This is a genomic window from Pseudomonas sp. Seg1 (assembly GCF_018326005.1).
Taxonomy (GTDB): domain Bacteria; phylum Pseudomonadota; class Gammaproteobacteria; order Pseudomonadales; family Pseudomonadaceae; genus Aquipseudomonas.
In genome coordinates this window covers 1,643,669-1,669,621 of sequence record NZ_AP021903.1, presented here as the reverse complement: position 1 = coordinate 1,669,621, position 25,953 = coordinate 1,643,669, and the positions used below count along the sequence as shown (strand labels likewise).

The window sequence follows — 25,953 nt, the reverse complement described above, 5'->3', positions numbered from 1 at the left end:
TGCGGACTCTCGGATTACAGACGCGGCTCGACCCGCATGCGCTGCGGATTGTTCGGCACTGGCGGGCGACCATAACGATCATCACCGGCACCACCGAACGGTTGATCGTCGTCTCGATCCTCTGACCGGGCCGCTGCCTTGGCGGCTTCAGCCTGTTCGCGGCGAGCTCTGGAAGCGCGCTCGATCGGGAAGCGGATCAACACGAAGATCAGGTAAATGCCAAAAGCGATCATGCCGTACATGAACAGATCGGAGATTGCGCGCCAAGCGTTGTTGCCGACCTTGAAGGCCAGATCCAGTGCGGTGATGGCGATGGCCGGCGCAACCTTTTCCTTCACCGGATCGATGATGGTGGGGCTGAACAGCAACACCGCCATCAACACGCGCAACGGTTCGCGCAGCCAGCGCCACATCCAGGTGGTCAGGCGCATCCATACCAACAGGCAGCCTACAGCGGCAAAGGCGTAGAGGCCCCAGGCGATCAGATAGTCGTTCTCGGTCATGGTGTCCATGGCAAGGCAGGCAAAGAGGCGCTTATAGTAACGACTTTTCGCCCGTCAGGCTTGTCCCAATAGACATGCAACCTGTGGGAGCGAGCCTGCTCGCGATGAGGCCGGCACATTCAGCACCTATGTTGTCTGGCCGTCCGTCATCGCGAGCAGGCTCACTCCTACAGGGTCTGCGGCGGTATCAATATCAGCGAAAAACCCTATTCCGAACATTGTCCGAGAGCCTTCCATGCCCGTATCCGCCAACGTCATCAGTGCCCCGATTGCCCACAAGGCACCCGGCGCCGACCCGTATGCCTGGCTGCAGGAGCGTGACACCGACGCGGTGCTCGACTACCTCAAGGCTGAAAACGCTTACCAGGAAGCGCAAACCGCCGATCAGGCCGAGCTGCGCGAATCCCTGTTCGAAGAGATCAAGGGCCGGATTCTTGAAACCGACCTGTCCCTGCCCTCGCCGTGGGGCCCGTATCTGTATTACACGCGCACCACTGCCGGTGACGAATACGCCCGGCACTACCGCTGCCCGCGTCCGGCGGACGACAGCCTGACCCTCGATGAAAGCCGCGAGCAACTGTTGCTCGACCCGAACGTGCTGGCCAATGGCGGTTTCTTCTCGCTGGGCGCGTTCAGCATCAGCCCCGATCACCAGCGTCTGGCCTACAGCGTTGATGCCTCGGGCGATGAGATCTACACGCTGTTCGTCAAAGAACTGGCCAACGACAAAGTCAGCGAACTGGAGTTCGAAGACTGCGACGGCAGCATGACCTGGGCCAACGACAGCCTGACGCTGTTCTTCGGCGTCCTCGACGACACCCATCGCCCGCACAAACTGTTCCGCTACCGCCTCGACGGTACCGCTGCCGAAGAAGTTTTCCACGAGCCGGACGGGCGTTTCTTCCTGCACTGCTACCGCGCAAGCTCCGAACAGCAGTTGCTGCTGTCGCTGGGCAGCAAGACTACCAGCGAAGTCTGGGCGCTGGATGCCAACCAGCCGCAGCTGCCATTCGCTTGCCTGGCGCCACGGGTCGAGGATCACGAATACGACGTCGACCATGGCCTGCTCGATGGCGTATGGACATGGTTTATCCGCACCAACCGCGATGGCATCAACTACGCCCTGTATCAGGCGCCGGACACTGGCGTGGTGCCGACGGAGGCCGATTGGCAACAGCTGATCGCGCACAGCGACACGGTGATGCTCGACGGTGTGAGCCTCAACAGCGAGGCCATGACCCTGAGCCTGCGCGAAGGTGGCTTGCCGATCATCGAAGTTCACCCACACGGCGTGGCGCCTTATCGCGTGCAATTGCCGGACGCGGCCTACAGCCTCTACGTGCAAAACAGCCTGGAATTCGATAGCGACCGCATTCGTCTGCGCTATGAGGCGTTGAATCGCCCGGCTCAGGTCCGCCAATTGATACTGGCCAGCGGCGAACAGACCGTCCTGAAAGAAACCCCGGTACTCGGCCCGTTCGATGCCGACGCTTACGTCAGCCAACGCCTGTGGGCGAGCGCGCCGGACGGTACGCTGGTGCCGATCAGCCTGGTGATGAAACGCGAAATGGTCGGCAAACCGGTGCCGCTGTATCTCTATGGTTATGGCGCTTACGGTTCGAGCCTAGACCCGTGGTTTTCCCACGCACGTCTGAGTCTGCTCGATCGCGGTATGGCCTTCGCCATCGCCCACGTACGCGGTGGCGGTGAACTGGGTGAAGCCTGGTATCGCGCAGGCAAGCAGGAACACAAACACAATACTTTCAGCGACTTCATCGCGTGCGCCGAGTTTTTGATCCTCAACGGCATCACCACGGCGGAAAAACTGGCGATCAGCGGTGGCAGCGCCGGTGGTCTGTTGATCGGCGCGGTGCTCAACCAGCGCCCGGATCTGTTCGGTGTGGCGATTGCCGAAGTACCGTTTGTCGACGTCCTCAACACCATGCTCGACCCGGAGCTGCCGCTGACCGTCACTGAATACGACGAGTGGGGCAACCCGCAGGAACCGGAAGTCTATGATCGGATCAAGGCCTATGCACCGTACGAAAACGTCAGCGCTCAGGCGTATCCGGCAACGCTGGTGATCGCCGGCTACAACGACAGCCGCGTGCAGTACTGGGAAGCGGCCAAGTGGGTGGCAAAATTGCGCGCGACGAAGACCGACGACAATGTGCTGCTGCTCAAAACTGAATTGGGCGCCGGCCATGGCGGAATGAGCGGGCGTTATCAGGGATTACGTGACGTAGCGCTCGAATACGCATTTGTGTTCAAGGTTTTGGGCATCGTCTGAGGAACTCCGTCGGTCACTTGGGTCTTAACTCCAGACCCAAGAGGCCGATACCTCACAGATCTCCGTGAAAACCGATCCCCTCACCACAAAAAGGGTTCCCACGGGATCCGTGTACAGCCTCGAAAATGTGAAAACAAAAAGATTGCCACGACATGTCAGAACCCACCTTACTCAACAACGAAATTCGCGACTGGCTGATGGATTGCGGCCTGTTCGATCAATTGCAACTGGCCGATTTCGCAGCGGCATCCGGCTACTTCAGCATCAGCACCGTGGCTGAAGGCGAAGCGATTTTCCGCGAGGGCGATGCCGGCAGCTTCATGTGCATCCTCCACACCGGCCAGGTCGCCGTGCAGAAAACCGGCGCCGACGGCCAGGTCATCACCATGGCCACCCTGCGCAGTGGTCGGGCGTTCGGCGAAATGGCCGTGCTGGACGGCGAAAGGCGTTCTGCGACGTGCGTGGCAGCGAGCAATTGCCAACTGCTGAACCTGGGCAAGGACTCGCTGGAAAAAATGCTCAACGACGCGCCGAAGATCGCCGCCAAGATCATCCGCGCCCTCGCCGTCTCTCTCTCCAAACGCCTGCGCATGGCCGACGGCCAATTGGCGGCGCAGCAGATTTAACCGCCCGGGGATTTGGCCTTGGTGCCGCTCGGTTCAATGCCCGGCACCGCTTGATCCTTGCTCGGCGGACTGGGCATTTCGATCGGCACCAGCGGCGGGCTGCCACTGCCGGCGCCCGACTTGGGAATGTTGATCGGCGTGATCTGCGGATACGGTGTCGGTGTCGCGGTTCCGGGCGAGCCAGGCTGCGGCGCCGGGCTGACCGGAACAACCTGCTGTGCCTGCACGGCAGTAATCGAGAGCGCGGCCAGGGCAATGACCGTTAGAATGGTGCGCTTCATCAAGGGCTCCGTTGGCCTTAGTCTGCGCTCAGGCTACTCCCAACGGGCCTGCTTGCCTTCCCCCTTGTAGAGATTTCCATGAAACGTTTCGTTCTGCTCGACACCACCCCGATCCCTGAAAGCGGCGGTGCCCTGTGCCTGTTCGAGTATGGCGAGGATTTCGTCATCAAGATCCAGGGCGGCGACGGCGGGCAATTGATGAACACGCGTATGCACGGTTCCGAAGATGCGCTGGCCGAGATTCCTTGTCGCAAGGTGGCTGGCCGGCCGAACTCGCGGGTGCTGATCGGTGGGCTCGGCATGGGTTTCACCCTCGCCTCGGCGCTCAAGCATCTGGGTAAAACCGCCGAAGTGGTGGTCGCTGAGCTGGTGCCCGGCGTGGTCGAGTGGAACCGTGGCCCGCTCGGCGAAAAGTCCGGGCGGCCATTGCTTGATCCGCGCACGGTGATCCGTCAGGACGATGTGGCCAAGGTGCTGCAAAGCGAGCCGAACGGCTTCGACGCGATCATGCTCGACGTCGACAACGGCCCCGAAGGCCTGACCCAAAAGGCCAACAGCTGGCTGTATTCCGCCGCCGGTCTGAATGCCTGTGCCAAGGCCCTGCGTCCCAAAGGCGTACTCGCCGTATGGTCGGCCAGCGCCGATCGGCTGTTTTCCGACAAATTGAAGAAGGCCGGTTTCAAGGCCGAAGAAGTGCAGGTGTTCGCCCACGGCAACAAGGGCACCCGCCACACGATCTGGATTGCCGAGAAACTCAAGGGCTGAGCTAAACTCTGCACATAACCGTCATTAGTCTTTTACAAAGGTGAACCCATGAGTTCGTCCACCCCAACCAACACGTCGAAGCTGGATCGCATCCTCGCCGACAACCAGCGCGACAAGGAAATGGGCTACCGCGACAAGGCCCTGAAGATGTATCCGCACGTCTGTGGCCGCTGCACCCGCGAGTTTTCCGGCAAGCGCCTGAGCGAACTGACCGTGCATCACCGCGACCACAACCACGACAACAACCCGCAGGACGGCTCGAACTGGGAGCTGTTGTGCCTGTACTGCCACGACAACGAGCACTCGCGCTACACCGACCAGCAGTATTTCAGCGAAGGCTCGCTGAGCACGCCGAAAATCGCCAAGGCAACGCACAACCCGTTCGCCGCGCTGGCCGGGTTGATGAAGAAAGAAGACTGATCTTCATCGCCTGAATTGGCCTCATCGCTGGCAAGCCAGCTCCCACAATTATTTTGGTCGCTCACAAATTTTGTGTACACCCGAGATACCTGTGGGAGCTGGCTTGCCAGCGATGAGGTCAGAGCAGACAGCGCAAGTCCTGAATCTGCCCGCCCTCCCCCAATCCCCGTATAATCGCCGTCTTTTTCCCGAAGGCACCCCGCTCGTGGCAGACAAACGTTACAGCTGCATTGGTTTGTACAACCCCAAGTCACCGGAGAACGTCGGTTCGGTGATGCGCGCCGCAGGCTGCTACGGCGTGGCGTCGGTGTTCTACACCGGCAAGCGCTATGAACGCGCCGCCGATTTCGTCACCGATACCAAACGCGTGCACTACGACATCCCGTTGATCGGCATCGATGATCTGAAAAAGATCCTCCCGCTCAACTGCGTGCCCGTCGCCGTGGAACTGGTCGAAGGCGCCCGTCCGTTGCCGGAATACACCCACCCTGATCGCGCGCTGTACATCTTCGGCCCCGAAGACGGCTCGCTGGACAAAGAGATTCGCGACTGGTGCGAAGACGTCGTGTACATCCCGACCACGGGCTGCATGAACCTCGCCGCCACGGTCAACGTCGTGCTCTACGACCGCATGGCCAAGGGCCTGAATACCCGCTCCGGGCCGAAATTCCGCTGAAGCGTCGCACATCCGATGGAACAAGCGGACCGCTCTGGCAGTCAGCTTGTTTATCCATTACTCATTGCCTGGAGAAAGATCATGAGCGAACTCAAACGTGTCGAGCGTATCGAATCCACCCCGTTCCAGAGCCGTTCCGAGCAGAACGTGGAAGGCTGGGAGCGCATCGGATCCTTGGCCGGCGGCGTGATCATGGTCGGCAAGGGCCTGCGCCGTGGCGGGGTGTTCGGGTTGATTCAGGTGGCGATTGGCGGCGTGGCCATGGCTCGTGGGATTACCGGGCACAGTTCGGTGAAAAGCCTGATCGAGAAAAGCCGTCAGGACATGAACAACGTGCGGGCGAAGATCGAACGCGCGGGTGAAGAACTGAGCAAGCTGAAGGCCAATGCCGAAGCAGCGACCAGTACCGCCACCGTTACCGGCAATGATTCGGTGAAATCGCCGAAAGCCGGGGTTTGATCCAGAATTTGCTTTGGGGCTGATGACCCCATCGCTGGCAAGCCAGCTCCCACAGGTCTTGTGGTGATCACATATTTTGTGTCCGACCTAAAACACTGTGGGAGCTGGCTTGCCAGCGATGGCGGCGTTACTGAAGTAACGCGGTATCGAGGACTTTGGAAGACTCGCCGAGAACACTCTCGGCCAGTTGCACAAATTCTTTTGTACTCACCGTCCCCAAATGCATCGCCCCACGCAACACGTCATCCAGCGAGCGCTTGTTGCGTGTCTTCAAACGAATCTCGCCATCCAGTTCCTGCAACACCACCACCGCTTTCGCCATCTGCGCCGGGCTGATCTGCTCGCCGCGCAAGGTTGTAACCTTCTGGCTGTCCTTGGACAATTTCGCCTGTAACGCCTGATAACGCTCATCGCTCATACCACCGGCACGGCGCACCAGTTCGATCGCGTAATACTCGGCAAACCCTTCGCTGATCCAGTCGCTGCGCTGCTCGTCATTGATCCGGCCGAACACCTGCGCCAACTCACGCACCAAGGCACTGCTGCCGCTTTCACTGACCAGCGGCAGGCGCGTATTGAGATAGATCGACTCGTGCGCGCCGAGGCTGCCGCGCCACATCGGGTCATTGGCGCCGACGATCAGCAACTTGGTCGGATGACGCGGATACAGCGCTTGTACCTGCGGCCAGACAAACGTCAACAACGTCAGCACGTCCATCCGCCGCATGCCCTGCCCTTGCGGCGACGCCACGGTGACCTCGGTTTCACCCAGGCGCGTGCGCCGGCTGCCGAGATGGCCGGCAAGCATCCAGCCCGTCGGGCGATCGAACAGACGTGAGGGATTGTCGATGCGGAATTTGTTCTTGCCGATGCGTGGCCAGGCGGTTTCGACGCTTTTCCAGCCCTCGGGCAGTTCGAATTGCAAGCGCGAGACCAGTTCGGTGCCGTCCTGTTGATCGAGTTTGGCCGACGGCACCAGTTCGTCGCCGCGCATCAACGCCCAGGTTGAAGTCATACGGGTGTCGAAACTACCGCTCTTGCGGCCGTGGCTGATGCGCACGCGGTAGGTCAGGCTGGCCTTGTCGCTGGTCGGACGCCAGACGCCACGGGCCTGTTTGCCGGGCGTCAGCAGCCATTGGCCGTCCGCCTTGAAGTCGCTGTAATGACTGCCGTCGCCGAGGTCGAAATCAAGGCTGCGCACCGCTTCACCTTTGGCCAGGGTCAGGCGCACTTCAGCCTGATCGCTCTGTGGCAACAGGCGTACGTGGTAATCCAGATCGACTTTCTTCGCCGCCCATGCCGGCGCGCTGAGCGCCAACAGCGCAACCATCAACGCCCGCTGCAATCCCACAGCCATACCCACTCCTTGTTGAAATCTGGATTTGCGGGCGTTTAGCCCGCCCGGAAAATCAGGTGATCTTCCCAGTCATCCTCCGGCACGCTGCCCTCGGCGAGCATGCGCCCGGACTGCGAAATTCGCTCGTGGTGCACCGCGTCGCGGTCGCCGCAGACCAGGTGATGCCAGAGTGGCAGGTCCTTGCCTTCGCTGACCAGACGATAGCCGCAGGTCGGCGGCAACCATTTGAACTCTTCGGCCTGGCCCGGGGTGAGCTGGATGCAATCCGGGACAAACTTGATGCGGTTCGGGTAATCGCTGCACTGGCAGGTTTTCAGGTCCAGCAGTTTGCAGGCGATGCGCGTGTAATAAACGCTGTTGTCCTCTTCATCCTCGAGTTTTTGCAGGCAGCACAGACCACAGCCGTCGCACAGCGATTCCCATTCCTCCAGATCCAGTTGATCGAGGGTTTTGCGTTTCCAGAACGGTTCGACTTTGGCGACCATGGCTCAAGCATCAACATCAGGTGGTGAAAAGGCCGCCAGTCTAGTGCCCCAGGCCTTGCGGGCCAAGCGCTGGCGACTGCCGGTTGCGCAGCACTTGTCAGTTTTTGTGACGGCGCGTAGCTTTGCCAGTCGCAGGAGCCTTGCCCGGGAGCCATTAACGCTCGAGCACGTTGCATCCCGGTGAACTGACACGGCTCGGAAAACCCCATCGTTCAGCGCACTGATCCCGCCGGGTTTTCGTTCGAATCTTTTACTCAAACGTAGCAAGGAATTTCTTGATGAGTGCCAACCTTCGCGTTGCCGAATACGCCATTCACCCACAGTTCACCGACCGCTGGTCGCCCCGCGCCTTTACCGGTGAAGCGATCCCGGAAGAAACCCTGCTGAGCTTTTTCGAAGCGGCGCGCTGGGCGCCATCGGCCTATAACTCGCAGCCGTGGCGCTTTCTGTACGCACGTCGCGATACGCCGAACTGGGAGCGTTTTCTGGGGCTGCTGAACGAATTCAACCGTGGCTGGGCGCAGCACGCTTCGGCGCTGGTGATCGTGATCTCGAAAACCACCTTCGCCGTGCCGGGCGCCACTGAAGAAACGCCGGCGCTTTGGAGCACCTTCGACACCGGTTCGGCGTGGGGTCATCTGGCGCTGCAAGCCAGCATCAGCGGCTGGCATACCCATGGCATGGCCGGCTTCGATCAGGAGCTGACGCGCAAGGAGCTGAACATTCCTGAGGGTTATGCGCTGCATGCCGCAGTGGCCGTCGGCAAACTTGGCGACAAATCGACGCTGGCGGATTACCTGCAAGCGCGTGAAGAGCCGAGCCCGCGTCGCCCGTTGAGCGAACTCGCGGCAGAAGGCGACTTCACCCTGTAAGCCACAACGCAAAAAAACTGTAGGAGTGAGCCTGCTCGCGATGAGGCCGTATCAGTCGACATTAATGTTGTCTGACGCACCGCTATCGCGAGCAGGCTCACTCCTGCATTGTTTGCGGTGAATCAGTAACCGCGGTTGAAATCCACTTCCCCGCGCAACGCTTCACCCGCCTGATACGCCCGCAGATTCTCGACAAACAACTGCACCATCAACGCCGGTGAAGTCGGTGCCGAACTGTGACCGGTCAACAGCAAACCCCAGGCCGTCCAGAACGGATGACGTTGCGGCAACGGTTCCTGACGGCAGACGTCGATCACCGCGCCCGCCAGATGCCCTTCCTTCAAGGCCTCCACCAGATCCGCATCAACCACCGCCACACCGCGCCCGACGTTGATGAACAACCCGGTCGGCTTGAATTGCTTGAACAGCGCCGCGTCGTAGATATCGTGGGTGTGTTCGGTGTTCGGCAGCAGGTTGACCACGTAATCGACCTCGCCCACCAGACGCGGCAGATCCGCCATCGAGCCGACTTCAACGAACGGTGCCTGCTCACGGGCGCTGCTGGCGATACCGTACAGTTCGACGCCGAACGGCAACAGGAACTGCGCAACGCTCTGGCCGATGTCACCGGTGCCGACGATCAGCACCTTGCGTCCGACCAGGCTCTGGCCGGTGCGGTTGTCCCATTTGCGCTCGACCTGGCTGACCAGCCGCGCCAGCACTTCGCGTTCGTGGCCGAGCATGTAAGTCAGCACGTATTCGGCCATCACCTGGCCAAAAATCCCCACCGCGCGGGTCAAGCGGTAATCCCGACGCAAGCCATCAGCGAGCAGCGGCGTGATGCCGGCCCAGGTCGATTGCAGCCATTGCGGTTGATGGCCTTGGCGCAACAGGGTCGCGAGTAGATCCGGTTGCCCCAGCCATACCGGGCAATCGGCGGCCTGACGGGCCAGTTCAGCGGAGTCGCCGCTGGTCAATACTTCAAGCTCCGGCGCTGCCTGACGCAGCAGCCGGGCGTATATCGCGTGGTCGTGTTCAGCAATCAGAACGCGCATCTTCAAACCTTTCGCAAACCGTGCAGACAGCCGCCGCTTTCAGGGCGGCCATCGCGGTAAAAACAGTTCCAGGGTTAACAGAGGCCCAGAACAGGGCCTCGCCGATCAGACCGGGTCGTTGCGGCGCAGCAACTCTTCGGGCAAGTGCTCGATGTACTCGTCCTCGGCCGGTGGCATTTGCAGGTGATAGCCCTGCTTGTCGAGGTTTTCCAGGACCACGACGATGTCCTCACTGGCCAGTTTGCGCTCAGGCGTCAACACCAGACTGAAGGAAAATATGGCTTTGCCGAAAGCCGCCATCAACGCCTCGGGCACGCGTTCCAATTCATCGCTCTTGAGCACATAGAGGTACATGCCTTTGCGCTTCGAGCTTTGGTAAATAGAGCAAATACGTTTCAAGGCTGTTCTCCGGCGGTGGCCAGGCTGTCGAGCAGCTTCTGGCCCATGAGTTCGCGGCGCCAGCCACGCAACGACTCAGGCAATTGGTAAGGACCCTCGGGGTAGCCGCTTTTGACCAGCGCTTCGAGGGTTTTCTTGCGCAGCATCAGCTCTGGGGCAATGCCCAGACGCTCGGCCTCAGCCTGGCCCAATGCGCGCAGTTGTTTGATCAACGCTGCCGCTTCGATCGGCAATGGCTCTGCTACAGCAGGCGGCCATTGATCAGGCCCCACACTGCCAGAGCGCTTGATCAGATCAAGCAGAAATTGACCGTCCTGACGCACGGTACGCGGGTGCATGTCTTCGATCTTGCCCAGCGCGGCGAGGTTGTCCGGTTGGGTACGCGCCAGCGGCCACAGCGAATGCTCGCGAACGATGCGGTTGCGTGGCAGATCGCGGGCACGGGCTTCTTTTTCACGCCAGGCGCACAGTTCACGCAGCACAGCCAACTGGGCGCGAGACAGTTTCCACGCCAGTTTGGCCTCGCGATAAACCTCGTAAGGGTCGGTTTCGCGACGCAGGTTGGCGACCAGTTCGGCGCCGTCTTCCAACACCCAGGCGAATTTGTCGTCAGACAGTTTCGGCCGCAGCTGGACGAAAACCTCCGCCAGATGCACGGCATCTTCAGCGGCGTAGCTGATTTGCGTGTCGGACAACGGACGCTGCAGCCAGTCGGAGCGGGTTTCACCTTTCGGCAGTTCGATGCCGAGCACTTCCTGCACCAGTCGCGAATAGCCCATCGAGAACCCTAGGTTCAGATAGGCAGCGGCCAGTTGCGTGTCGAACATCGGCGCCGGCAGGCTGCCGGTCAGGCGCAACAGGACTTCGAGGTCTTCGCTGCACGCGTGCAGGACTTTGAGCACTGCCGGGTTTTCCAGCAATGCGGCCAACGGTTGCCAGGCATTGATGGTCAGCGGATCTATAAGGTAGGCGCGTTTGCCGTCGCCGACCTGCAACAGGCCGGCAATCGGGTAAAAGGTGTCGACCCGCATGAATTCGGTGTCGAGGGCCACGAAAGGCAGCTGCTGCCACTCAGCGCAAAATTGCGCGAGGCTTTCGTTGTCGCGAATCCAGTGAATATCGATGGCCACACGGCTCTCCCTTGAAGAATGGCGCGCAGTATATATCGCCACTGGCGATTTACGCGCCTGCGAAGGGCAAGAGCTGTAACGAAATGTCCTGCCAAAGAGCAAGAATAGTCTGACAGAGGAAACGGACAGGCCCGTCGGGTCAGAACGACGGGCCCTAAACGGCTCAGTCCTTGGCCAGCACGCCGTCAATCACCGCTCCACGGCATCCGGCAAACAGGTCCAGATCCGGCTGATAGACCTTGCTGCGCACCTCCAGCAGACCAAGCATCGAGTGGAACAGATTGTCCTGACTCAACGGTTTGTCACGACTCATTTGCAGGCAATGGGTGTCGACCGAATAAGCCTTTTGATAGTTGTCGGAGAACCACGCGAGCATCGCCACATGCTTTTGTTGCTCGGGTGCCAGCATGTAAGGCGTGCCATGCAGGAACAAGTTGTACTCGCCCAGCGACTCACCGTGATCAGACAGATACAACATCGCCGTATCGACTTTGTCCTGATTGTTGCGCAACACATCGATCAGGCTCGACAGCACATGATCGGTATAGACCAGGGTGTTGTCGTAACCGTTGACGATACTTTCGCGGCTGCAATTGTTCAGCGCGTTACTTTCACAGACCGGCGTGAAGTGCTCGTATTCCTTTGGATAACGCTTGAAGTATTCCGGGCCGTGACTACCCATTTGATGCAGGACCAGCACGGTGTCCTTGTCCAGATGATCGATAAAGCCTTGCAGACCTTGCAGCAGGATTTCGTCGCGGCACTCACTGCTGGCGCACAGCGTCGGGTCCTTCAAGTTGCTGACATCCTGCACGGTGACTCGATCACAGGTGCCTTTGCAGCCGGACTGGTTATCACGCCAGATCACGTCGATGCCGGCACGCTTGAGCACGTCGAGCAGGCCTTCTTCGTTCTTCGCCTTGCTGGCGTCGTAATCCTTGCGGCCCATGTTGGAAAACATGCACGGCACCGAGACCGCGGTTTCAGTGCCGCAGGAATGCACATCGGTGAAAGCGATCAGCCCGGCTTCCTTGTCCAGTTTCGGCGTGGTGTCCCGGCCATAACCGAGGATGCCGAAGTTCTCTGCGCGGGCACTTTCCCCCACCACCAGTACGGTCAGGGATTTGCGCGGCTGGACTTTCAGATCCGGGTTGCGTTGTGCGTCTTCGCCAATTTTCACGAACGGTTGCTGCGCCGAGACGACCTGCTCACGCAGGTAACCGGCCGACGCGCCAATGTAGTTGCTCGGCACGAGCATCAGGCGCAGTTCATGGTGATTACGAAACAGCGAAGACAATCCCTGATAGTTGGCCAGTGCCACACCACCGATGACCGCCACCGACGCCACACTGACGACAACTTTACTGAGCAGTTCGTGATGCCAGCGACGATAGTTGACTGGAACTTTCCATAACAACCACGACGGTAAAATGCCTAACAGCAAGACATACATAAACAACTTCAACGACAACAAGTCACGCACTTCCGTGACATTCGTTTCAGCGAAGTTTCGAAACATGCCCGCATCAATCATCACGCCATACTGGCTCATGAAATAAGCCACGCCGGCGCTGATCAAAAACATCAAAGTCAGGATGGGTTTAAGCAGCGGACGAAAGGCCAGAAAAGTCAGCACGATGTTGAACGCGGCAAAGATCATCACGGCGAAAGCCACGCGCATGGCGATGCCTTTGCCATCCGCCGCAGTAATCTCGAACAAATGCTGCCAGAGCACAAAGTTGAAACCGAGCAAAAGAAAGGCACTGGCAATCAACGTCACCCATTCCGGGCGCACGGTTTTTGACTTCAACATAGAGGTGGGCAATTCCTGAAAAGAAGCGCCTGGGTTAATTGTGAAAAATTCATTAACCGAGGCATAACAAACTTTAGGCAGGCAACCATCAATTTTTTGTGAAAAAGACGCCAACGATTAGTTGGCAGGTGGCTATAACGCGAACTTGTGAAGTATTTGAGAATGATTCAGTTCTGGTTAAGTTTTGGACCAGACACTTTTCTGTGGGAGCGGGCTTGCTCGCGAAGAGGTCGGCACATTCCGCACTGAGGGTGACCGCCCCACCGCTTTCGGGAGCAAGCCCCCTCCCACAAGGAGAGAAGTGTTATCGACTTTTTAAATACTGCTCGGGATTTTCTGGTTTGTCCGGTGCGACAGCCGGGCGCCTAATTGTCAGCCTCTCGCTCATAGGTCTGAAGATGGAAAACGTCCGCACCACCGCCCGCCCCGCTCTCTGGCTGATGCTCGCCATCATTCTGGTCGCGCTTAATCTGCGTCCATCGATGGCCGCGGTCGGGCCGTTGCTCTCGGCCATTCGCGGCGATATCCCGTTGAGTTACAGCCTCGCGTCGCTGCTGACCATGCTGCCGGTGATGGCCATGGGCATGGCGATGTTTTTCGGCATTAGCATCAGTCAGCGTCTGGGTGAGCAGCGCACGGTGCTGCTGTCGCTGCTGATCATCGGGTTGGCAACACTGGCGCGGCTGTTTGTCGATTCTGCGGCGGAGCTGATTATCAGCGCGGTGCTGGCGGGAATCGGCATCGCGCTGATTCAGGCGTTGATGCCGGCGCTGATAAAAGCACGTTTCCCGGACAACGTGGCGCTGTGCATGGGCTTGTACGTGACCTCGATCATGGGCGGCGCGGCCCTTGCCGCCTCGTTCGCCCCACTGGTGATGGTGCAAACCGGAAGCTGGCGTCTCGGATTGGCCATTTGGGCAGCGCTGGCGTTGTTCGCCTTGCTGTTCTGGTGGTCACAACGCACCCATCTGCCAAACGCCGTCAGCGCTGCCGCGAAGAAAGAATCGTTTTTCGCCAATTCCCGCGCCTGGTTACTCGCGGTCTTCTTCGGTCTGGGGACGGCGTCCTACACCTGTGTGCTCGCGTGGTTGGCGCCGTACTACGTTGAAAAAGGCTGGAGTGAGCAGAACGCCGGTCTGCTGTTGGGTTTTCTGACGGCCATGGAGGTGATTTCCGGCCTGGTGGTTCCGGCCATTGCCAATCGCAGTCGTGACCGGCGCGTGGTGTTGATGGCGCTGCTCGGATTGATCATCGCCGGCTTCTGCGGGTTGATCCTCAGCCCAGACCATCTCAGCCTGCTGTGGCCCTGTCTGCTGGGGCTGGGTATTGGCGGACTGTTTCCGATGAGCCTGATCGTCTCGCTCGACCACCTCGACAATCCACAGCGTGCCGGCGGCCTTACCGCTTTCGTGCAAGGCATTGGTTATCTGATTGCCGGCCTCTCCCCTCTTATGGCGGGGATGGTTCGTGATCAACTCGGCAGCTTCGAATGGGCGTGGTGGTCGCTGACGGCGGTGATGGTGGTCATGCTGCTGATGGTGCTGCGCTTTGATCCGCGACATTACACGCAGCATATTCGATGATCGCAGACGCCCATGAGCTAGAGGCCTCTGGCCATCTTTGCGCGGATTATTCAGCGACGTCGTGTTGCTAAAACTTTCTGTCCCACAACTGTCCGTGAAATGTCCTACAGGGGTTTCTCCTAGCACTATCGTTCCGTTAGGATCGTTCGCACACGTTTGCGCGGATTCAGCGCAAGGAGCACAGCGAGACAGTACGGATGCTGAACAGTAACTTGCTTCGAAAGCTCGACATGCAGGACCTCATGGTGTTTATCGCCGTGTATGAGCAGAGCAGCGTCACCGATGTGTCGGAAACGCTGTTCGTCAGTCAATCCACCGTCAGTTATTGCCTGAAAAAACTGCGTACCAGTTTCGAAGACGAGCTGTTCATCAACACCCGTACCGGCATGCGCCCGACCTACAAGGCCTGCAGCATGTACGGCCATGTGCAGAAAATCCTCGAAAGTATCAACCTGTGCCACGCCGGTGCCCCGGCATTCGATCCGAGCCGGCAAGCCGTCACCTTCAACATCTGCGCCCCGGAGTACTTCGAGCAACTGATCCTGCCGCGTCTGTTGAAGCGGTTCGACTACGATGACTTGCCAGTAATGGTCAACATGCACAAGTTCGAAACCGACGTGCCGGCCGATGAACTTCGCGACGGCAGTCTCGACCTGGTGATCAGTTTCGGCCCGAACTTTCACCGCAATCACACTGACCTGAAGTCGCGGATGCTGCTCGAAGATGATCTGGTCTGCGTCTTCGATAAACGTGCCACACCACTGGAACCACGTCTGAGCCTGCAAGCCTTCACCGAACGCCGGCATGTCTTTCCGACACCGTGGACGTCCACCACCAACATGGTTGATGGCTGGCTGGCACGGCAGGCGCAGAAACGTCAGATCGTGGCACGCTCCAACAGCTATAGCGCCGCACTGAAAATGATCACCGGCACCGATTTCATCCTCACCCTGCCCCGGCGCATCCAGCGTTTACTGACCAAAGAAGCCATCTTCAATCACTGTGAGGCGCCGAATGGCCTGCCGGGGTTCACCCTCGACATGCAATGGAGCCAGCACGCCGACCATGACAGCGCCAACATCTGGCTGCGCGAGCAAGTGATCAAGGTGTGCAGCGAACTGGAAGCCGCCTGAAGCTTCACCAATGCCGGTTTTGCAAATCCCTGCAGGCGCTGTCGCGCCTGACTGCAGTGATTTCAAGGCGCGGTGAGGGGGCGCTCGCTCATGAACGCTTCCAGCCGCGAACGTAACCAGCGTTCGGCCGGGTCGCTGTCGACGTGACTGAGCCAGACCATCGATAGATCGAGCATCGGCGTCTTGAAGGGAAACGGTTCTTTGAACAGCAATCCGGACGCAGCCATGGCCTCGGCGGTGTAATCCGGCAGACTGGCAATCAGATCCGTCCCGGCCAACAAGGCAGGCAATGCGCTGTATTGCGGCACTGACAACACGACCTGCCGGGTGCGACCGAGTTCGGCGAGCCACTCGTCAGCGTAACCACTGATGTTCGCCGTGTGGGAAACCAGCACATGGGGGCGCGAGCAGTATTCATCGAGGGTCAACGGTGAGTCGGATGCATCGGCACGCAGGATACTCGGCTGGATATGCCGCAGCAGTTTGCGTTTGGCATTCGCCGGCAAACCACGGGTCTGGCTGATACCCACGGTGATATCACCCGCTGCGAGCAAGTCGGGAATCCGCCAGTAATCGACGTGTTGCACCACAAACACGACTTTCGGCGCTTCCTGGCGCAGGGCGCGCAGCAAGGGTGGCAACAGGCCGAACTCGACGTCATCGGACAAGCCGATACGAAAGGTCATGTTGCTGACCGCAGGATCGAAATTGTGCGTCAGGCTCAGCGCGACGGACAGCGAATCGAGCGCCGGCGAGAGATGACGAAACAGTTCTTCGGCACGGGCCGTAGGCTCCATGCGATGGCCGACGCGGATAAACAATGGATCGTTGAACATCGAGCGCAAGCGATTGAGCGCCGAGCTGATGGTCGGCTGGCCGAGAAAAAGCTTTTCCGCCGCCCGGGTCACATTGCGTTCGAGCATCAAGGTCTCGAACACCACCATCAGGTTGATGTCAGCCTTGCGCAGTTCATTTCGATTCATCCATTGCTCCCCTGATCCCCAGACTGGAGGCAGTGTAGAAAGTCCTTGGGCCTGGCGTCCATCAGCATCCACACAGTGTTTCAGCGCTTAGTGGACGGTCAGCGTTTTCAACCCCAGCCCCATGACCCGCGCATCATCATTCAAGCCCAGCTGTTGCGGGCTGACGGCATCGGGCAGATGCAACTGAAGTTTCAGCAGACCATTCTTGCCCAACGTCTCGCGGATGGCCGTACTGAGCGGAATTTCCAGCCGGTTGTCTTGCACCTGCGTCAGACGCGTCGACAACACCTGTTCACCATTGATGCTGACGATGACTCGCTGGGTAAGACCTGGCGGCATCACGAATGCCAGTGCCTCCAGCACGATCACTTGGGTATCCGGCTTCACCCGCAGGGTGATTTCAGCCTCCGTCCCTTCGCTCCAGGTACCCCAGGTTTCAGGCGCCGCCCAGCCCTTGGTCAGCTGTCGGCTTTTACGATTGAATGTCTGCACCAGCCCTGACTGGCTGGACGGAATCGAGGACATTGCCCGCCCCTCATCAACCATCGCCAGGCATTGATTGCAGTGTTTCCAGCCCGGTGCCAATACAACAAAATCGTCTACGCGAGTCAGCAGGTCAGTGTCGCTGTGCACACTGTTGATGGCCGCGTCCAACGCCTCATCATCAATGATGTACAGCGAGTCGGCCTCGTAATCGCCCGTCGCCAGCCTGCGCTGCGCATCGAGCTGGGTGCGTTCGAGGACAGAAGGACTCATGCGCCCCATGTACACGGCATCGGTCTGCAATCGATGAGCAGCGGCGAAATCGGCGATGGCCTGCCACTGATCGGGCTGATTTTTCGGGATCATCGCGCGGATATTCTTGTAATGAGCCGCGGCGCTGTCCCAGAAAGGATCATGCATGGGGCTGGCCCAGGTGGATGTCGGTGGCAGCATTTTCGCCGCCCGCAAACTCGCCCAGGCGATGCGGGTATCCACCACTTGCACCACCAGCGCCAGTGCCAGCAAACCGATGGCGGTACGCGTTCGATAGCCCCGCACGACGAAGAACACCAGCAACACGACGATGGTGTAAAACACCGGCCAGAACATGCGACCCGAGGCGCGAAAAATACTCGCCAGACGCTCAAGGATTTTGGGTAGCGGATAGCTGAACGTGTGCGTGCCCCAACCGATCTGGTTCGACAGTGCGAACAGGGTCAATCCCAGCATCGCCAACACCAACCAGGGCCGGCTGCGCAGCAACGCCTTCAAGGAAATGCCGCTTCTGAACCAGGCGATGCCCGCCAATGGCACCAGCAACAGAACCCCGAGGCCCAGATAATTGAAGCCTTCATAATCGCCGCCGCCGTTGGCAAGGTTTGGCAGAACATATGACCAGCCATCCGAATCGACCAGGGACAGCAGATTCATTCGATACCAGCCAAACCCGCCACCGCCCGCGCCGTCGACAATGCTGAAATACCCGGCTTGCCAGCAGCACACGCTGACCAGGGCAAACAGACTGGCGAACTCGATCAGGCCCTGACGTCGGGTCAGCCTGCCTACCCAGACCTTGCCAAGCAGATCCGCCACCCAGATCAGCGCCACCATCACCAACAGATACGCATGCACCAGTGCGGTGGCGGCCAGTAATGCGCCCCATGCCAGGCGCCGCCGTTGGAGCATCGGCTGCAGCGCCAGGTAAAGGGCCGCCAGAATCAGGAAGTGTCCGGCCAGGGACAAGTGCCCTCCGGTACGAAGAAACATCGGCGGAGAAAACACCAACAGGCCCGCGCCCAGCAGTCGAAGCACGGGGTTATCAGTCATCAACCCGAGCAATTGCCAGGCAAACCAGGCCTGCAAAACGAAACAGGCCAGCAACCAGATTCCGAAATACTGAAAGGTGTCCGGCAACCAGCCACTGAACGGTTTGAACAGCAACGCCATCAGTGGATTGGAGTCAGAAAAGATGATCGCGCTGCCCAGCTCCAACCCATACGACGGGTTGAGCCCGAGCGGAAACGTCCAGGGCGAATGACGGAAATTCACCCAACCCAAATAATGCGTTGCCGGATCACCGTCCTTCAACCAAGCGATGTTCTGCGGATCCAGCGCCTGTGGACCGATCACCAGGAAGAACACCAGCACGCCCAGCAGGATCGGTAGCAACGCGAGGGCCGGATGGGTGTTCGAAACCTTCATCGATACGTCCAGAAGTTATGCAGCACAAAAGTGAATGCCGGAATCGTCAGCGCCACCGCTCCGATGCCCAACAGATAGTGGAGCCCGGCCATTTGCGCACCCCAGGCAACCAACATCGCCAATAAAAACCCACCCAGCGATACCAGCAGAAAACGCATCAGGGTTCTGCCATGCAGCCGGGCCGAGAAACTCCAGGTGGTGTTGATCACGTAGGAAACGACGGTCGCGACGGCAAAAGCCACGCCGTTGGCAAGCGGTGGCTGAGGGGCGATGAAATTGATGAACAGCACCGCGACCAGGGCATGCAAGCCAGTGACGAAAATCCCGGTCAAGGCAAAACGCAAACCGCGCTGGATCAACAGGGATTTTTCCGCTGAGGTCACGGTTTTTGCGCCAGCACAAAAACGCTCAAACCGGCGAGGCGATTGATGCCCATCAATGGCAGCTCCAGGCTGCAAAGGGCCTTGAGCACCGAGTTCACCAGCGGGTGATGACGCTTGAGCTGCGAGCGTGGCGTTGCAGTCTGTGGGCCCTGTGGCAGCAAACGCAGTGCCGCCGCAATCGGGAACACCGCGCCGAAATAATAGGCACCGCGCTGCACCGTCAGGCCGGCATCGCGAGCCAGTGTCTCGAACTGTGCCAAGGTGTAGCGGCGCTTGTGTTCAAGAAAGTCGTCGTGGCCGCTCCAGAGAAACTGGAACGCCGGCACCGTCATCAGAAAGCGGCTGCCGGGCGGCACTTTGTCGACGTATTCCCTGAGCAGACCGAGGTCGTCATCGACGTGTTCAAGGACATCCATCAGCAGCACGAGATCGGCGTCAATGGTTTCGATGCCGCGCCGGTAATGCACCGGTTTGCCGGTGGTGGTTGCATCTGAATCAACGGGGTAGCTGATATCCACGCACCAGGCCTCACGCGCATCGGTCTGGCTCAACAGATGATGGGAGAAAAACCCGGAACCGGCGCCCACATCGAGAATCCGCTTGATCGGCGCATTGCCGAGCAAGCGACGGGTGGCTGCCGCTTTGGAGCAGTAATACCAATGCTCGCCGATGCTGTCGCCGAGGATGTCGGTTTCCTTGAGATCCATGTGTCAGTCCTTGGGGTCGTAGACGCGACGCACCAGATAAACCGGCCGGCGTTTGGATTCGATATAAGTGCGGCCCAGGTACTCGCCGAGCACACCGATGCCAATCAATTGCAGGCCGCCAAGGAACGTGACCGCGACCATCAGCGAGGCGTAACCAGGCATGTCGACACCGTGGACCAGCGTACGAACCACGATAAAAATGGCGAAGGCAAACGACACCAGCGACACCAGTGCCCCGATGTACGTCCAGATCCGCAACGGTTCGGTGCTGAAACTGGTGATGCCTTCCAGGGCAAAATTCCACAGTCGCCAGCCGTTGAACTTGCTGTGCCCGGCCACGCGCTCGGGGCGCTCGTAATCGACGTGAGTGGTGCGAAATCCGACCCAGGCGAACAAGCCTTTCATGAAGCGTCGGGACTCCGGCAAGGTCAGCAACGCATCGACCACACAACGATCCATCAGGCGGAAGTCGCCGACGTTCTCCGGCAATGGCTGTTCGGCGATTTTATTGTGCAGGCGATAGAACCAGTGCGCCGAGGTCTGCTTGGCCCAGGTATCGCTGCGACGACTGATGCGATGGCCCAGCACCACTTCGTAGCCTTCCCGCCAGCGCTCGATCATTTGCAGGATCACTTCAGGCGGATCCTGCAGATCGGCATCGATCGGCACCACGATCTGCCCCGTCGCCATTTGCAGACCGGCAGACAACGCCGCCTCTTTGCCGAAGTTGCGACTCAGATCGACGATGCGCAGGCGCGAGTCTCGCTGCTGGCGCTCAAGTAAACGCTGCAACGTGGTATCAGTGCTGCCGTCATTGACGAACACCAGTTCAAGGTCAATTGACGGCTGGGTCTGAAAGACCTCATCTATGCGCAGGAGAAACGTGTCGAGACTGTCCTCCTCGTTAAAAACGGGGACAACCAGCGATAACGTCACCCGAACGGCCTGTTGCGTTCCGTGCTCAGTCAAAGAAGTGCTCTTTTTATAGTGTTTGTCGGTCGACGAAAGATTTTCGACGCCATGAGCCGTCCCGTATTAAGCAGTAGCGTCGACGGCGTTGCAAGGGTCAAACGGCGTCATTTCGGCCAAACCAGAGGCCTGACCCGGCGCTCTAGTCCGCACTCCTCAGAAACATCCGCGAACGATTGGAAACAAATGTCCGATAGCCAAAATACCCGCCTGCGCTAGGCTTGCGTCGATGCGCCACACAGGCTGTCGCACGCACAAATCGCATGGAGCGAACTGAATGTATTTCGAGATTTACAGGCAATCCAGAGGCACCCCAAGCACCGGCAAAGGCCAATGGCGCTGGAGGCTGCGCGCGGGCAATCACGAGACCATCGCCAGCGGCGAGTCGTATGTGAACAAGGCGGATTGTTTGCATGTGATCGCGCTGATCAAGGGTGCAACGGGAGAGACGCCGGTCAAGGAGATTTAACCGCGAGAGCCAATGCACGACTGCGTCCTACAGCCCTTTCCTTTTTTGTTCGAACCAGTGGCGAGTTATCCCAACGCCCCTACGCTGACCGGCGTATGGGGCAATCCGGCCCTGTTCCACCTGATCAATCGAACTCGAAAGGAGCCGTAAAAATGGCTAGAGACAAAGCGAAAGACGACAAGCACTTCAACTGCTCGCAAGAACACGAAGCGGACTATGTCGCCGGCCTCTACCCACATGCCAAGGACGAAGTGAAAACCTTCCTCAGCTCGGCATGCAAGGACAAGACGCTGCACAATTCGACGCATAAGGATGTGTATGAATTGATCAAACGGAAGCTGGGGCACTCGCAGCCGTGAGTGATTGATTGCGGGGAGCTTTAGACCCTGCAGACATGGAAAAGCCCCACAGAGTGAATTTTGTGGGGCTTTTCCAAGGCACCGAAAACAAAAAATCCCCGTAGATTTTCATCTACGGGGATTTTTCTATATATGGCGGAGAGATAGGGATTCGAACCCTAGGTACCGGTGAAGGTACAACGGATTTCGAATCCGTCCCATTCGGCCACTCTGGCATCTCTCCAACGGCGCGCATCATAACAACACTTTTACCGAAAGCAAACCCTCTTTCGAAAATTTCTTCGTGCTATCAGATGCTTGCGTCGATTAAAGCGGTACACCCAGACGATTGGCGACTTCTTCGTAGGCTTCGATGACGTCACCGAGGCCCTGGCGGAAGCGGTCCTTGTCCATCTTCTTCTTGGTGTCCTTGTCCCACAGACGGCAGCCGTCCGGGCTGAACTCGTCGCCCAGGACGATGGAGCCGTCACTGAACACGCCGAATTCAAGCTTGAAGTCGACCAGCAGCAGGCCGGCGTCGTCGAACAGCTTGGTCAGGACTTCGTTGACCTTGAGCGACAGTTCTTTCATGCGAACCAGTTGCTCGGCGGTGCCCCAACCGAATGCCACGACGTGGGATTCGTTGATGAACGGATCGCCCTTGGCGTCGTCCTTCAGGAACAGCTCGAAGGTGTACGGGTTGAGCTTCATGCCCTCTTCGACGCCCAGGCGCTTTACCAGGCTGCCGGCGGCGTAGTTACGCACGACGCACTCAACCGGGATCATGTCGAGTTTCTTCACGAGGACTTCGTTGTCGGCCAGCAATTTGTCGAACTGGGTCGGAATACCGGCCGCTTCGAGTTTCTGCATAATGAAGGCGTTGAACTTGTTGTTCACCATGCCTTTGCGGTCGAGCTGCTCGATGCGCTTGCCGTCGAACGCCGAGGTGTCGTTGCGAAACAGCAGGATCAAGCGGTCAGCGTCGTCGGTCTTGTAAACCGATTTGGCTTTGCCGCGGTAGAGTTCTTCACGTTTTTCCATGATGGGCTCCGCTTGCTAAGTAGGTGGGCTAGGCGATGTGGCGCCAGTCGAGCCCTGAATCTTGATCGGCCAGTTGCAGCCAGTCCGGGTCGCACCCGAGGGTGTCGACAAAACATTGCCGGGCCAGCTGCGGCAAGTTGTTCTTGCTGCTCAGGTGGGCCAGGACCAGGTGTTGCAAGCCCTGCCAACCCAACTCGGACACCAGGAATGCCGCCTGATGATTGTTCAAATGTCCCAGCTCGCCGCCCACCCGTTGCTTGAGAAAGTACGGATAGTGACCGCGGGCCAGCATGTCGCGGCAATGGTTGGATTCGATCATCAACGCATCGAGATCCCGATAACCGTCCAGCACCCGCTCGCAGTAGGAACCCAGGTCGGTCAGCAGGCCGAAGCGCCGCTGCTCGTTATCACTGAATACATACTGGGTCGGTTCCTGCGCATCATGGGCCACGGCAATGACCCCGATATTCAGCGCACCGATCTGCAGTTGCTCGCCGCCGGCCAGAAAGCCTGCAGGTTCAATCGGTTTGCGCATCCCGCGCAGTGTGCCGCGACTGAGGTAGACCGGTAGATTGTAGCGCCGAGACAGCAAACCCACGCCATGCACGTGGTCGGCATGTTCGTGGGTTACGAGTATCGCGCTCAGTTGCGCCGGGTTCACCCCCAGGCGCAACAGGCGTTTTTCGGTTTCCCGCAGGGAAAAACCACAATCCACCAGCACATACGTATCAGCACTGGCGATCAGCGTGCCGTTCCCTTGGCTACCGCTGCCGAGAACGGCAAAACGCATGGTTGATCAGCCCAGGTTGTCCTGAATCACGCTCAACACTTTACGCGCCACTTCAGCCGGCGCGACGGTGTTGATGTTTTTCTCGACGGTCACCTGAATGTTCTCGCCAACCTTGCTCAGACGAACCTGATAACGCTCGGCACGGGCTTCGACTTCTTCCTTGCTCGGCGCGCTGCCGAATAGGCTGCTGAAGAAACCAGGCTTGTCGTCTTTCTTCTCGGCTTTTTCGGCCAGGTTGATGTAGTACAGGCCCAGGCTGCGGTTGATGTCTTCAACGCGCCATTCGCCCTGTTCCAGCGCGCGGCCAACACTCGACCAGGCACGGTCCAGATCGGTACCGACGTTCAATACCGGGTTACCGCTGCCGTCTTCGCTGAGGCTGACACGGCTCGGTGTATCGAAATCACGCGACGCCAGCATCGATACCGAACCGCCCTTCTCGGCGATACGGCTCATGCTCGCGAGCATGTCGTCGACCAGCGCTGCGTCCAGGCCAGTATTGACCGAACGATTGGTGAAGGCGACGTCGGCGGTGCTGCCGGCAGGACGCTCGGCGCTGACCACGTAGATTTCACTGGTGTTGCGCTGCACGCCCGGCTCGATACGCACACGAACGCGGGTTTCGCTGTCGCTGGCGACACCGGCCGCGCTCAGGCGCTTGGCCATGGCGGCGGACAGTTCGTCGGAATGCTGCCAGGTGGTGGTGAATTCGCCGGTTTGCGGGCGCTGTTCATCCAGACGGAAACCGTTGTCCTGGAAGAACTGCACCGCCACTGGCCAGACTTCAGCCGGTGGATGCTGGGCCATGACCCAACGCGAATCGCCACTCTTCTGCAGCGAGTAGTCGGTCGCATCGGCGATGGCCGACAACGGCTGTGGACGTGGAACGATGTATTCGCCCTGGGCGGTGTCGTCAGCGACGTTACGCGGGATCGGCAGCAGCGGATCCAGACGCTTGGAGGTGCTGACATCCGGTGGCAGTTGCATCGGTGCAGTCTGTTGCGCTTGCAGGTAATCGCTACCACGGTCGCGGAAATAACCTTCCGGCCCCCAGACCCATCCACAGCCACTGGTGCTGGAGATAATCAAGGCAAGTGCGGAAAGTCCGGCCATTCGCTTCATGCGTTGTACTTCCTCAATTAAACCAGGACGCTGCACTGGCGCAGGGCCGTGCGAAGCGTTTCATGACAAGGTGCGCTCAGCCAGGTCAGCGGCAGGCGGATGCCTTCGTGCATCAGGCCCATTTCAACCAAAGCCCACTTCACCGGAATCGGGTTGGCTTCGATGAACAGGTCCTTGTGCAGCGGCATCAGTTTTTCGTTGATGGCCCGTGCGGTGTCGGCATCGCCCTTGAGCGCGGCCTCGCACAGATCAGCCATTTCGCGCGGGGCGACGTTGGCGGTAACAGAGATGTTGCCCTTGCCACCCAGCAGGATCAGCTCGACTGCGGTCGGATCATCGCCGGACAGCACGATGAAGTCCTTGCTCACGCCGTCGATGATCGCCTTGGCACGTTTCAGGTCGCCGGTGGCTTCCTTGATGCCGATGATGTTCGGCACGGTGGACAGGCGAATCACGGTCTCGGCCTGCATGTCGCAAGACGTGCGGCCAGGCACGTTGTAGAGAATCTGTGGAATGTCGACCGCTTCAGCGATGTGCTTGAAGTGCTGGTACAGGCCTTCCTGGGTCGGCTTGTTGTAGTACGGAACCACCAGCAGGCAGGCATCGGCGCCGGCTTCTTTGGCGTTGCGGGTCAGCTCGACGGCTTCACGGGTCGAGTTGGCGCCGGTGCCGGCAATGACCGGGATGCGCCCGGCAACCTGTTTGACCACGGCTTTGATGACGGCGATGTGTTCTTCTACATCAAGGGTTGCCGACTCGCCGGTAGTACCGACCGCGACAATGGCATGGGTGCCGTTCTTGAGATGGAAGTCCACGAGTTTGCTGAGGCTGTCCCAGTCAAGACGCCCTTGTGCATCCATGGGAGTGACCAGTGCCACCATACTGCCCGCAATCATGAAACCGCTCCTGCCGGAAAAAGAGAGCGGTAATGGTACTGGCGCCAAGATGCTTGCACAAGCGAAGTACTGCGCTGCCGCCATTCCCCTTGGCGTCGCTTTTCGCTACCCTTCAGACTTTGATCGGTACTGATCAGCTTGTACGCCGGGTTCCAGCCTCCCTTTTCGGCCTCCCAGACCCCGTTCCTGCGTCGCATCGACGCGCTCCCGCTATAGTGGAGCGA

At 59.1% G+C, this 25,953-nt stretch carries 28 protein-coding genes and 1 tRNA gene; 11 read left to right on the top strand and 18 right to left on the bottom strand.

Annotation, left to right across the window (positions count from 1 at the left end; all coding sequences use genetic code 11):
* Window positions 1–14: 14 nt before the first annotated feature.
* Complete coding sequence (locus KI231_RS07425; RefSeq protein ID WP_213027855.1) at window positions 15–512, bottom strand: MFS transporter; 498 nt, start codon at window positions 510–512, stop codon at window positions 15–17.
* Between the two features lie 226 nt (window positions 513–738).
* Between KI231_RS07425 and KI231_RS07420 the strand changes: the two genes are divergently transcribed.
* Window positions 739–2,793 (top strand): S9 family peptidase, encoded by a 2,055-nt coding sequence (locus KI231_RS07420; protein ID WP_213027854.1) that lies wholly within the window; start codon window positions 739–741, stop codon window positions 2,791–2,793.
* Window positions 2,794–2,945: 152 nt separating this feature from the next.
* Window positions 2,946–3,419, top strand: a complete 474-nt coding sequence (locus KI231_RS07415) for a cyclic nucleotide-binding domain-containing protein (RefSeq protein WP_103306147.1) — start codon at window positions 2,946–2,948, stop codon at window positions 3,417–3,419.
* On the opposite strand, the gene KI231_RS07410 is transcribed toward KI231_RS07415, so the two are convergent.
* Window positions 3,416–3,700 (bottom strand): superantigen-like protein SSL4, encoded by a 285-nt coding sequence (locus KI231_RS07410; RefSeq protein ID WP_103306146.1) that lies wholly within the window; start codon window positions 3,698–3,700, stop codon window positions 3,416–3,418. The two genes, KI231_RS07415 and KI231_RS07410, sit on opposite strands and share 4 nt — an antisense overlap.
* 78 nt (window positions 3,701–3,778) lie before the next feature.
* Between KI231_RS07410 and KI231_RS07405 the strand changes: the two genes are divergently transcribed.
* From KI231_RS07405 to KI231_RS07390, 4 genes are all read left to right on the top strand, one after another.
* Window positions 3,779–4,465 carry a spermidine synthase gene (locus tag KI231_RS07405; RefSeq protein ID WP_103306145.1) on the top strand — a complete coding sequence of 229 codons (687 nt, stop codon included), beginning with the start codon at window positions 3,779–3,781 and terminating at the stop codon, window positions 4,463–4,465.
* A gap of 48 nt (window positions 4,466–4,513) precedes the next feature.
* On the top strand, window positions 4,514–4,885 hold the full coding sequence (locus KI231_RS07400; protein ID WP_007911336.1) for a YajD family HNH nuclease: 372 nt from the start codon (window positions 4,514–4,516) through the stop codon (window positions 4,883–4,885).
* A gap of 205 nt (window positions 4,886–5,090) precedes the next feature.
* Complete coding sequence (locus KI231_RS07395) at window positions 5,091–5,561, top strand: RNA methyltransferase (RefSeq protein WP_007911337.1); 471 nt, start codon at window positions 5,091–5,093, stop codon at window positions 5,559–5,561.
* Between the two features lie 81 nt (window positions 5,562–5,642).
* Window positions 5,643–6,020 carry a YgaP family membrane protein gene (locus tag KI231_RS07390; protein WP_213027853.1) on the top strand — a complete coding sequence of 126 codons (378 nt, stop codon included), beginning with the start codon at window positions 5,643–5,645 and terminating at the stop codon, window positions 6,018–6,020.
* 127 nt (window positions 6,021–6,147) lie between these two features.
* Here KI231_RS07390 and KI231_RS07385 read toward each other — a convergent pair whose 3' ends face one another.
* Complete coding sequence (locus KI231_RS07385; RefSeq protein ID WP_213027852.1) at window positions 6,148–7,377, bottom strand: hypothetical protein; 1,230 nt, start codon at window positions 7,375–7,377, stop codon at window positions 6,148–6,150.
* 35 nt (window positions 7,378–7,412) lie between these two features.
* Window positions 7,413–7,862: a YcgN family cysteine cluster protein gene (locus KI231_RS07380; protein ID WP_213027851.1), complete on the bottom strand. Its 450-nt coding sequence runs from the start codon at window positions 7,860–7,862 to the stop codon at window positions 7,413–7,415.
* 278 nt (window positions 7,863–8,140) lie between these two features.
* Here KI231_RS07380 and KI231_RS07375 point away from each other — a divergent pair, with 278 nt between their 5' ends.
* On the top strand, window positions 8,141–8,734 hold the full coding sequence (locus KI231_RS07375; RefSeq protein ID WP_213027850.1) for a nitroreductase family protein: 594 nt from the start codon (window positions 8,141–8,143) through the stop codon (window positions 8,732–8,734).
* Window positions 8,735–8,856: 122 nt separating this feature from the next.
* On the opposite strand, the gene KI231_RS07370 is transcribed toward KI231_RS07375, so the two are convergent.
* From KI231_RS07370 to KI231_RS07355, 4 genes are all read right to left on the bottom strand, one after another.
* A complete protein-coding gene (locus KI231_RS07370; protein ID WP_103307058.1) occupies window positions 8,857–9,789 on the bottom strand; it encodes a D-2-hydroxyacid dehydrogenase in 933 nt (310 codons plus the stop codon).
* Window positions 9,790–9,894: 105 nt separating this feature from the next.
* Window positions 9,895–10,188, bottom strand: a complete 294-nt coding sequence (locus KI231_RS07365; protein WP_103307060.1) for a YcgL domain-containing protein — start codon at window positions 10,186–10,188, stop codon at window positions 9,895–9,897.
* Complete coding sequence (gene rnd / locus KI231_RS07360) at window positions 10,185–11,318, bottom strand: ribonuclease D (RefSeq protein ID WP_077571546.1); 1,134 nt, start codon at window positions 11,316–11,318, stop codon at window positions 10,185–10,187. The genes KI231_RS07365 and rnd overlap by 4 nt, the downstream gene beginning before the upstream one ends.
* Window positions 11,319–11,481: 163 nt before the next feature.
* Window positions 11,482–13,131: a phosphoethanolamine transferase gene (locus KI231_RS07355; protein WP_213027849.1), complete on the bottom strand. Its 1,650-nt coding sequence runs from the start codon at window positions 13,129–13,131 to the stop codon at window positions 11,482–11,484.
* Window positions 13,132–13,529: 398 nt separating this feature from the next.
* On the opposite strand from KI231_RS07355, the gene KI231_RS07350 reads away from it, so the two are divergent.
* Window positions 13,530–14,714 (top strand): cyanate transporter, encoded by a 1,185-nt coding sequence (locus KI231_RS07350; protein WP_213027848.1) that lies wholly within the window; start codon window positions 13,530–13,532, stop codon window positions 14,712–14,714.
* A gap of 197 nt (window positions 14,715–14,911) precedes the next feature.
* Window positions 14,912–15,847 carry a LysR family transcriptional regulator gene (locus KI231_RS07345; protein ID WP_213027847.1) on the top strand — a complete coding sequence of 312 codons (936 nt, stop codon included), beginning with the start codon at window positions 14,912–14,914 and terminating at the stop codon, window positions 15,845–15,847.
* Between the two features lie 62 nt (window positions 15,848–15,909).
* On the opposite strand, the gene KI231_RS07340 is transcribed toward KI231_RS07345, so the two are convergent.
* From KI231_RS07340 to KI231_RS07320, 5 genes are all read right to left on the bottom strand, one after another.
* Window positions 15,910–16,830, bottom strand: coding sequence for a LysR substrate-binding domain-containing protein (locus tag KI231_RS07340; RefSeq protein ID WP_103307067.1), 921 nt, complete (start codon window positions 16,828–16,830; stop codon window positions 15,910–15,912).
* 87 nt (window positions 16,831–16,917) lie between these two features.
* Window positions 16,918–19,014 carry a DUF6311 domain-containing protein gene (locus KI231_RS07335; protein ID WP_213027846.1) on the bottom strand — a complete coding sequence of 699 codons (2,097 nt, stop codon included), beginning with the start codon at window positions 19,012–19,014 and terminating at the stop codon, window positions 16,918–16,920.
* Window positions 19,011–19,397: a GtrA family protein gene (locus tag KI231_RS07330; protein WP_213027845.1), complete on the bottom strand. Its 387-nt coding sequence runs from the start codon at window positions 19,395–19,397 to the stop codon at window positions 19,011–19,013. Before KI231_RS07330 ends, KI231_RS07335 begins: the two co-directional genes overlap by 4 nt.
* A complete protein-coding gene (locus KI231_RS07325; protein ID WP_213027844.1) occupies window positions 19,394–20,104 on the bottom strand; it encodes a class I SAM-dependent methyltransferase in 711 nt (236 codons plus the stop codon). Before KI231_RS07325 ends, KI231_RS07330 begins: the two co-directional genes overlap by 4 nt.
* A 3-nt stretch (window positions 20,105–20,107) precedes the next feature.
* The gene (locus KI231_RS07320; RefSeq protein WP_213027843.1) at window positions 20,108–21,073 is read right to left on the bottom strand and encodes a glycosyltransferase family 2 protein; all 966 of its coding nucleotides are present in this window, start codon (window positions 21,071–21,073) and stop codon (window positions 20,108–20,110) included.
* 277 nt (window positions 21,074–21,350) lie between these two features.
* On the opposite strand from KI231_RS07320, the gene KI231_RS07315 reads away from it, so the two are divergent.
* Complete coding sequence (locus KI231_RS07315; RefSeq protein WP_103307075.1) at window positions 21,351–21,542, top strand: YegP family protein; 192 nt, start codon at window positions 21,351–21,353, stop codon at window positions 21,540–21,542.
* A gap of 152 nt (window positions 21,543–21,694) precedes the next feature.
* Window positions 21,695–21,901 (top strand): hypothetical protein, encoded by a 207-nt coding sequence (locus tag KI231_RS07310; RefSeq protein WP_103307076.1) that lies wholly within the window; start codon window positions 21,695–21,697, stop codon window positions 21,899–21,901.
* Between the two features lie 133 nt (window positions 21,902–22,034).
* Here KI231_RS07310 and KI231_RS07305 read toward each other — a convergent pair.
* The 5 genes from KI231_RS07305 to dapA form a co-directional block, all read right to left on the bottom strand.
* Window positions 22,035–22,124: transfer RNA gene (locus KI231_RS07305), tRNA-Ser, on the bottom strand.
* Between the two features lie 83 nt (window positions 22,125–22,207).
* A complete protein-coding gene (purC, locus tag KI231_RS07300) occupies window positions 22,208–22,921 on the bottom strand; it encodes a phosphoribosylaminoimidazolesuccinocarboxamide synthase (protein ID WP_103305607.1) in 714 nt (237 codons plus the stop codon).
* Window positions 22,922–22,949: 28 nt separating this feature from the next.
* A complete protein-coding gene (locus KI231_RS07295) occupies window positions 22,950–23,711 on the bottom strand; it encodes an MBL fold metallo-hydrolase (protein ID WP_103305606.1) in 762 nt (253 codons plus the stop codon).
* A gap of 6 nt (window positions 23,712–23,717) precedes the next feature.
* A complete protein-coding gene (gene bamC, locus KI231_RS07290) occupies window positions 23,718–24,833 on the bottom strand; it encodes an NlpB/DapX family lipoprotein (protein WP_103305605.1) in 1,116 nt (371 codons plus the stop codon).
* 17 nt (window positions 24,834–24,850) lie between these two features.
* Complete coding sequence (gene dapA / locus KI231_RS07285; protein ID WP_047292292.1) at window positions 24,851–25,729, bottom strand: 4-hydroxy-tetrahydrodipicolinate synthase; 879 nt, start codon at window positions 25,727–25,729, stop codon at window positions 24,851–24,853.
* Window positions 25,730–25,953 lie beyond the last annotated feature (224 nt).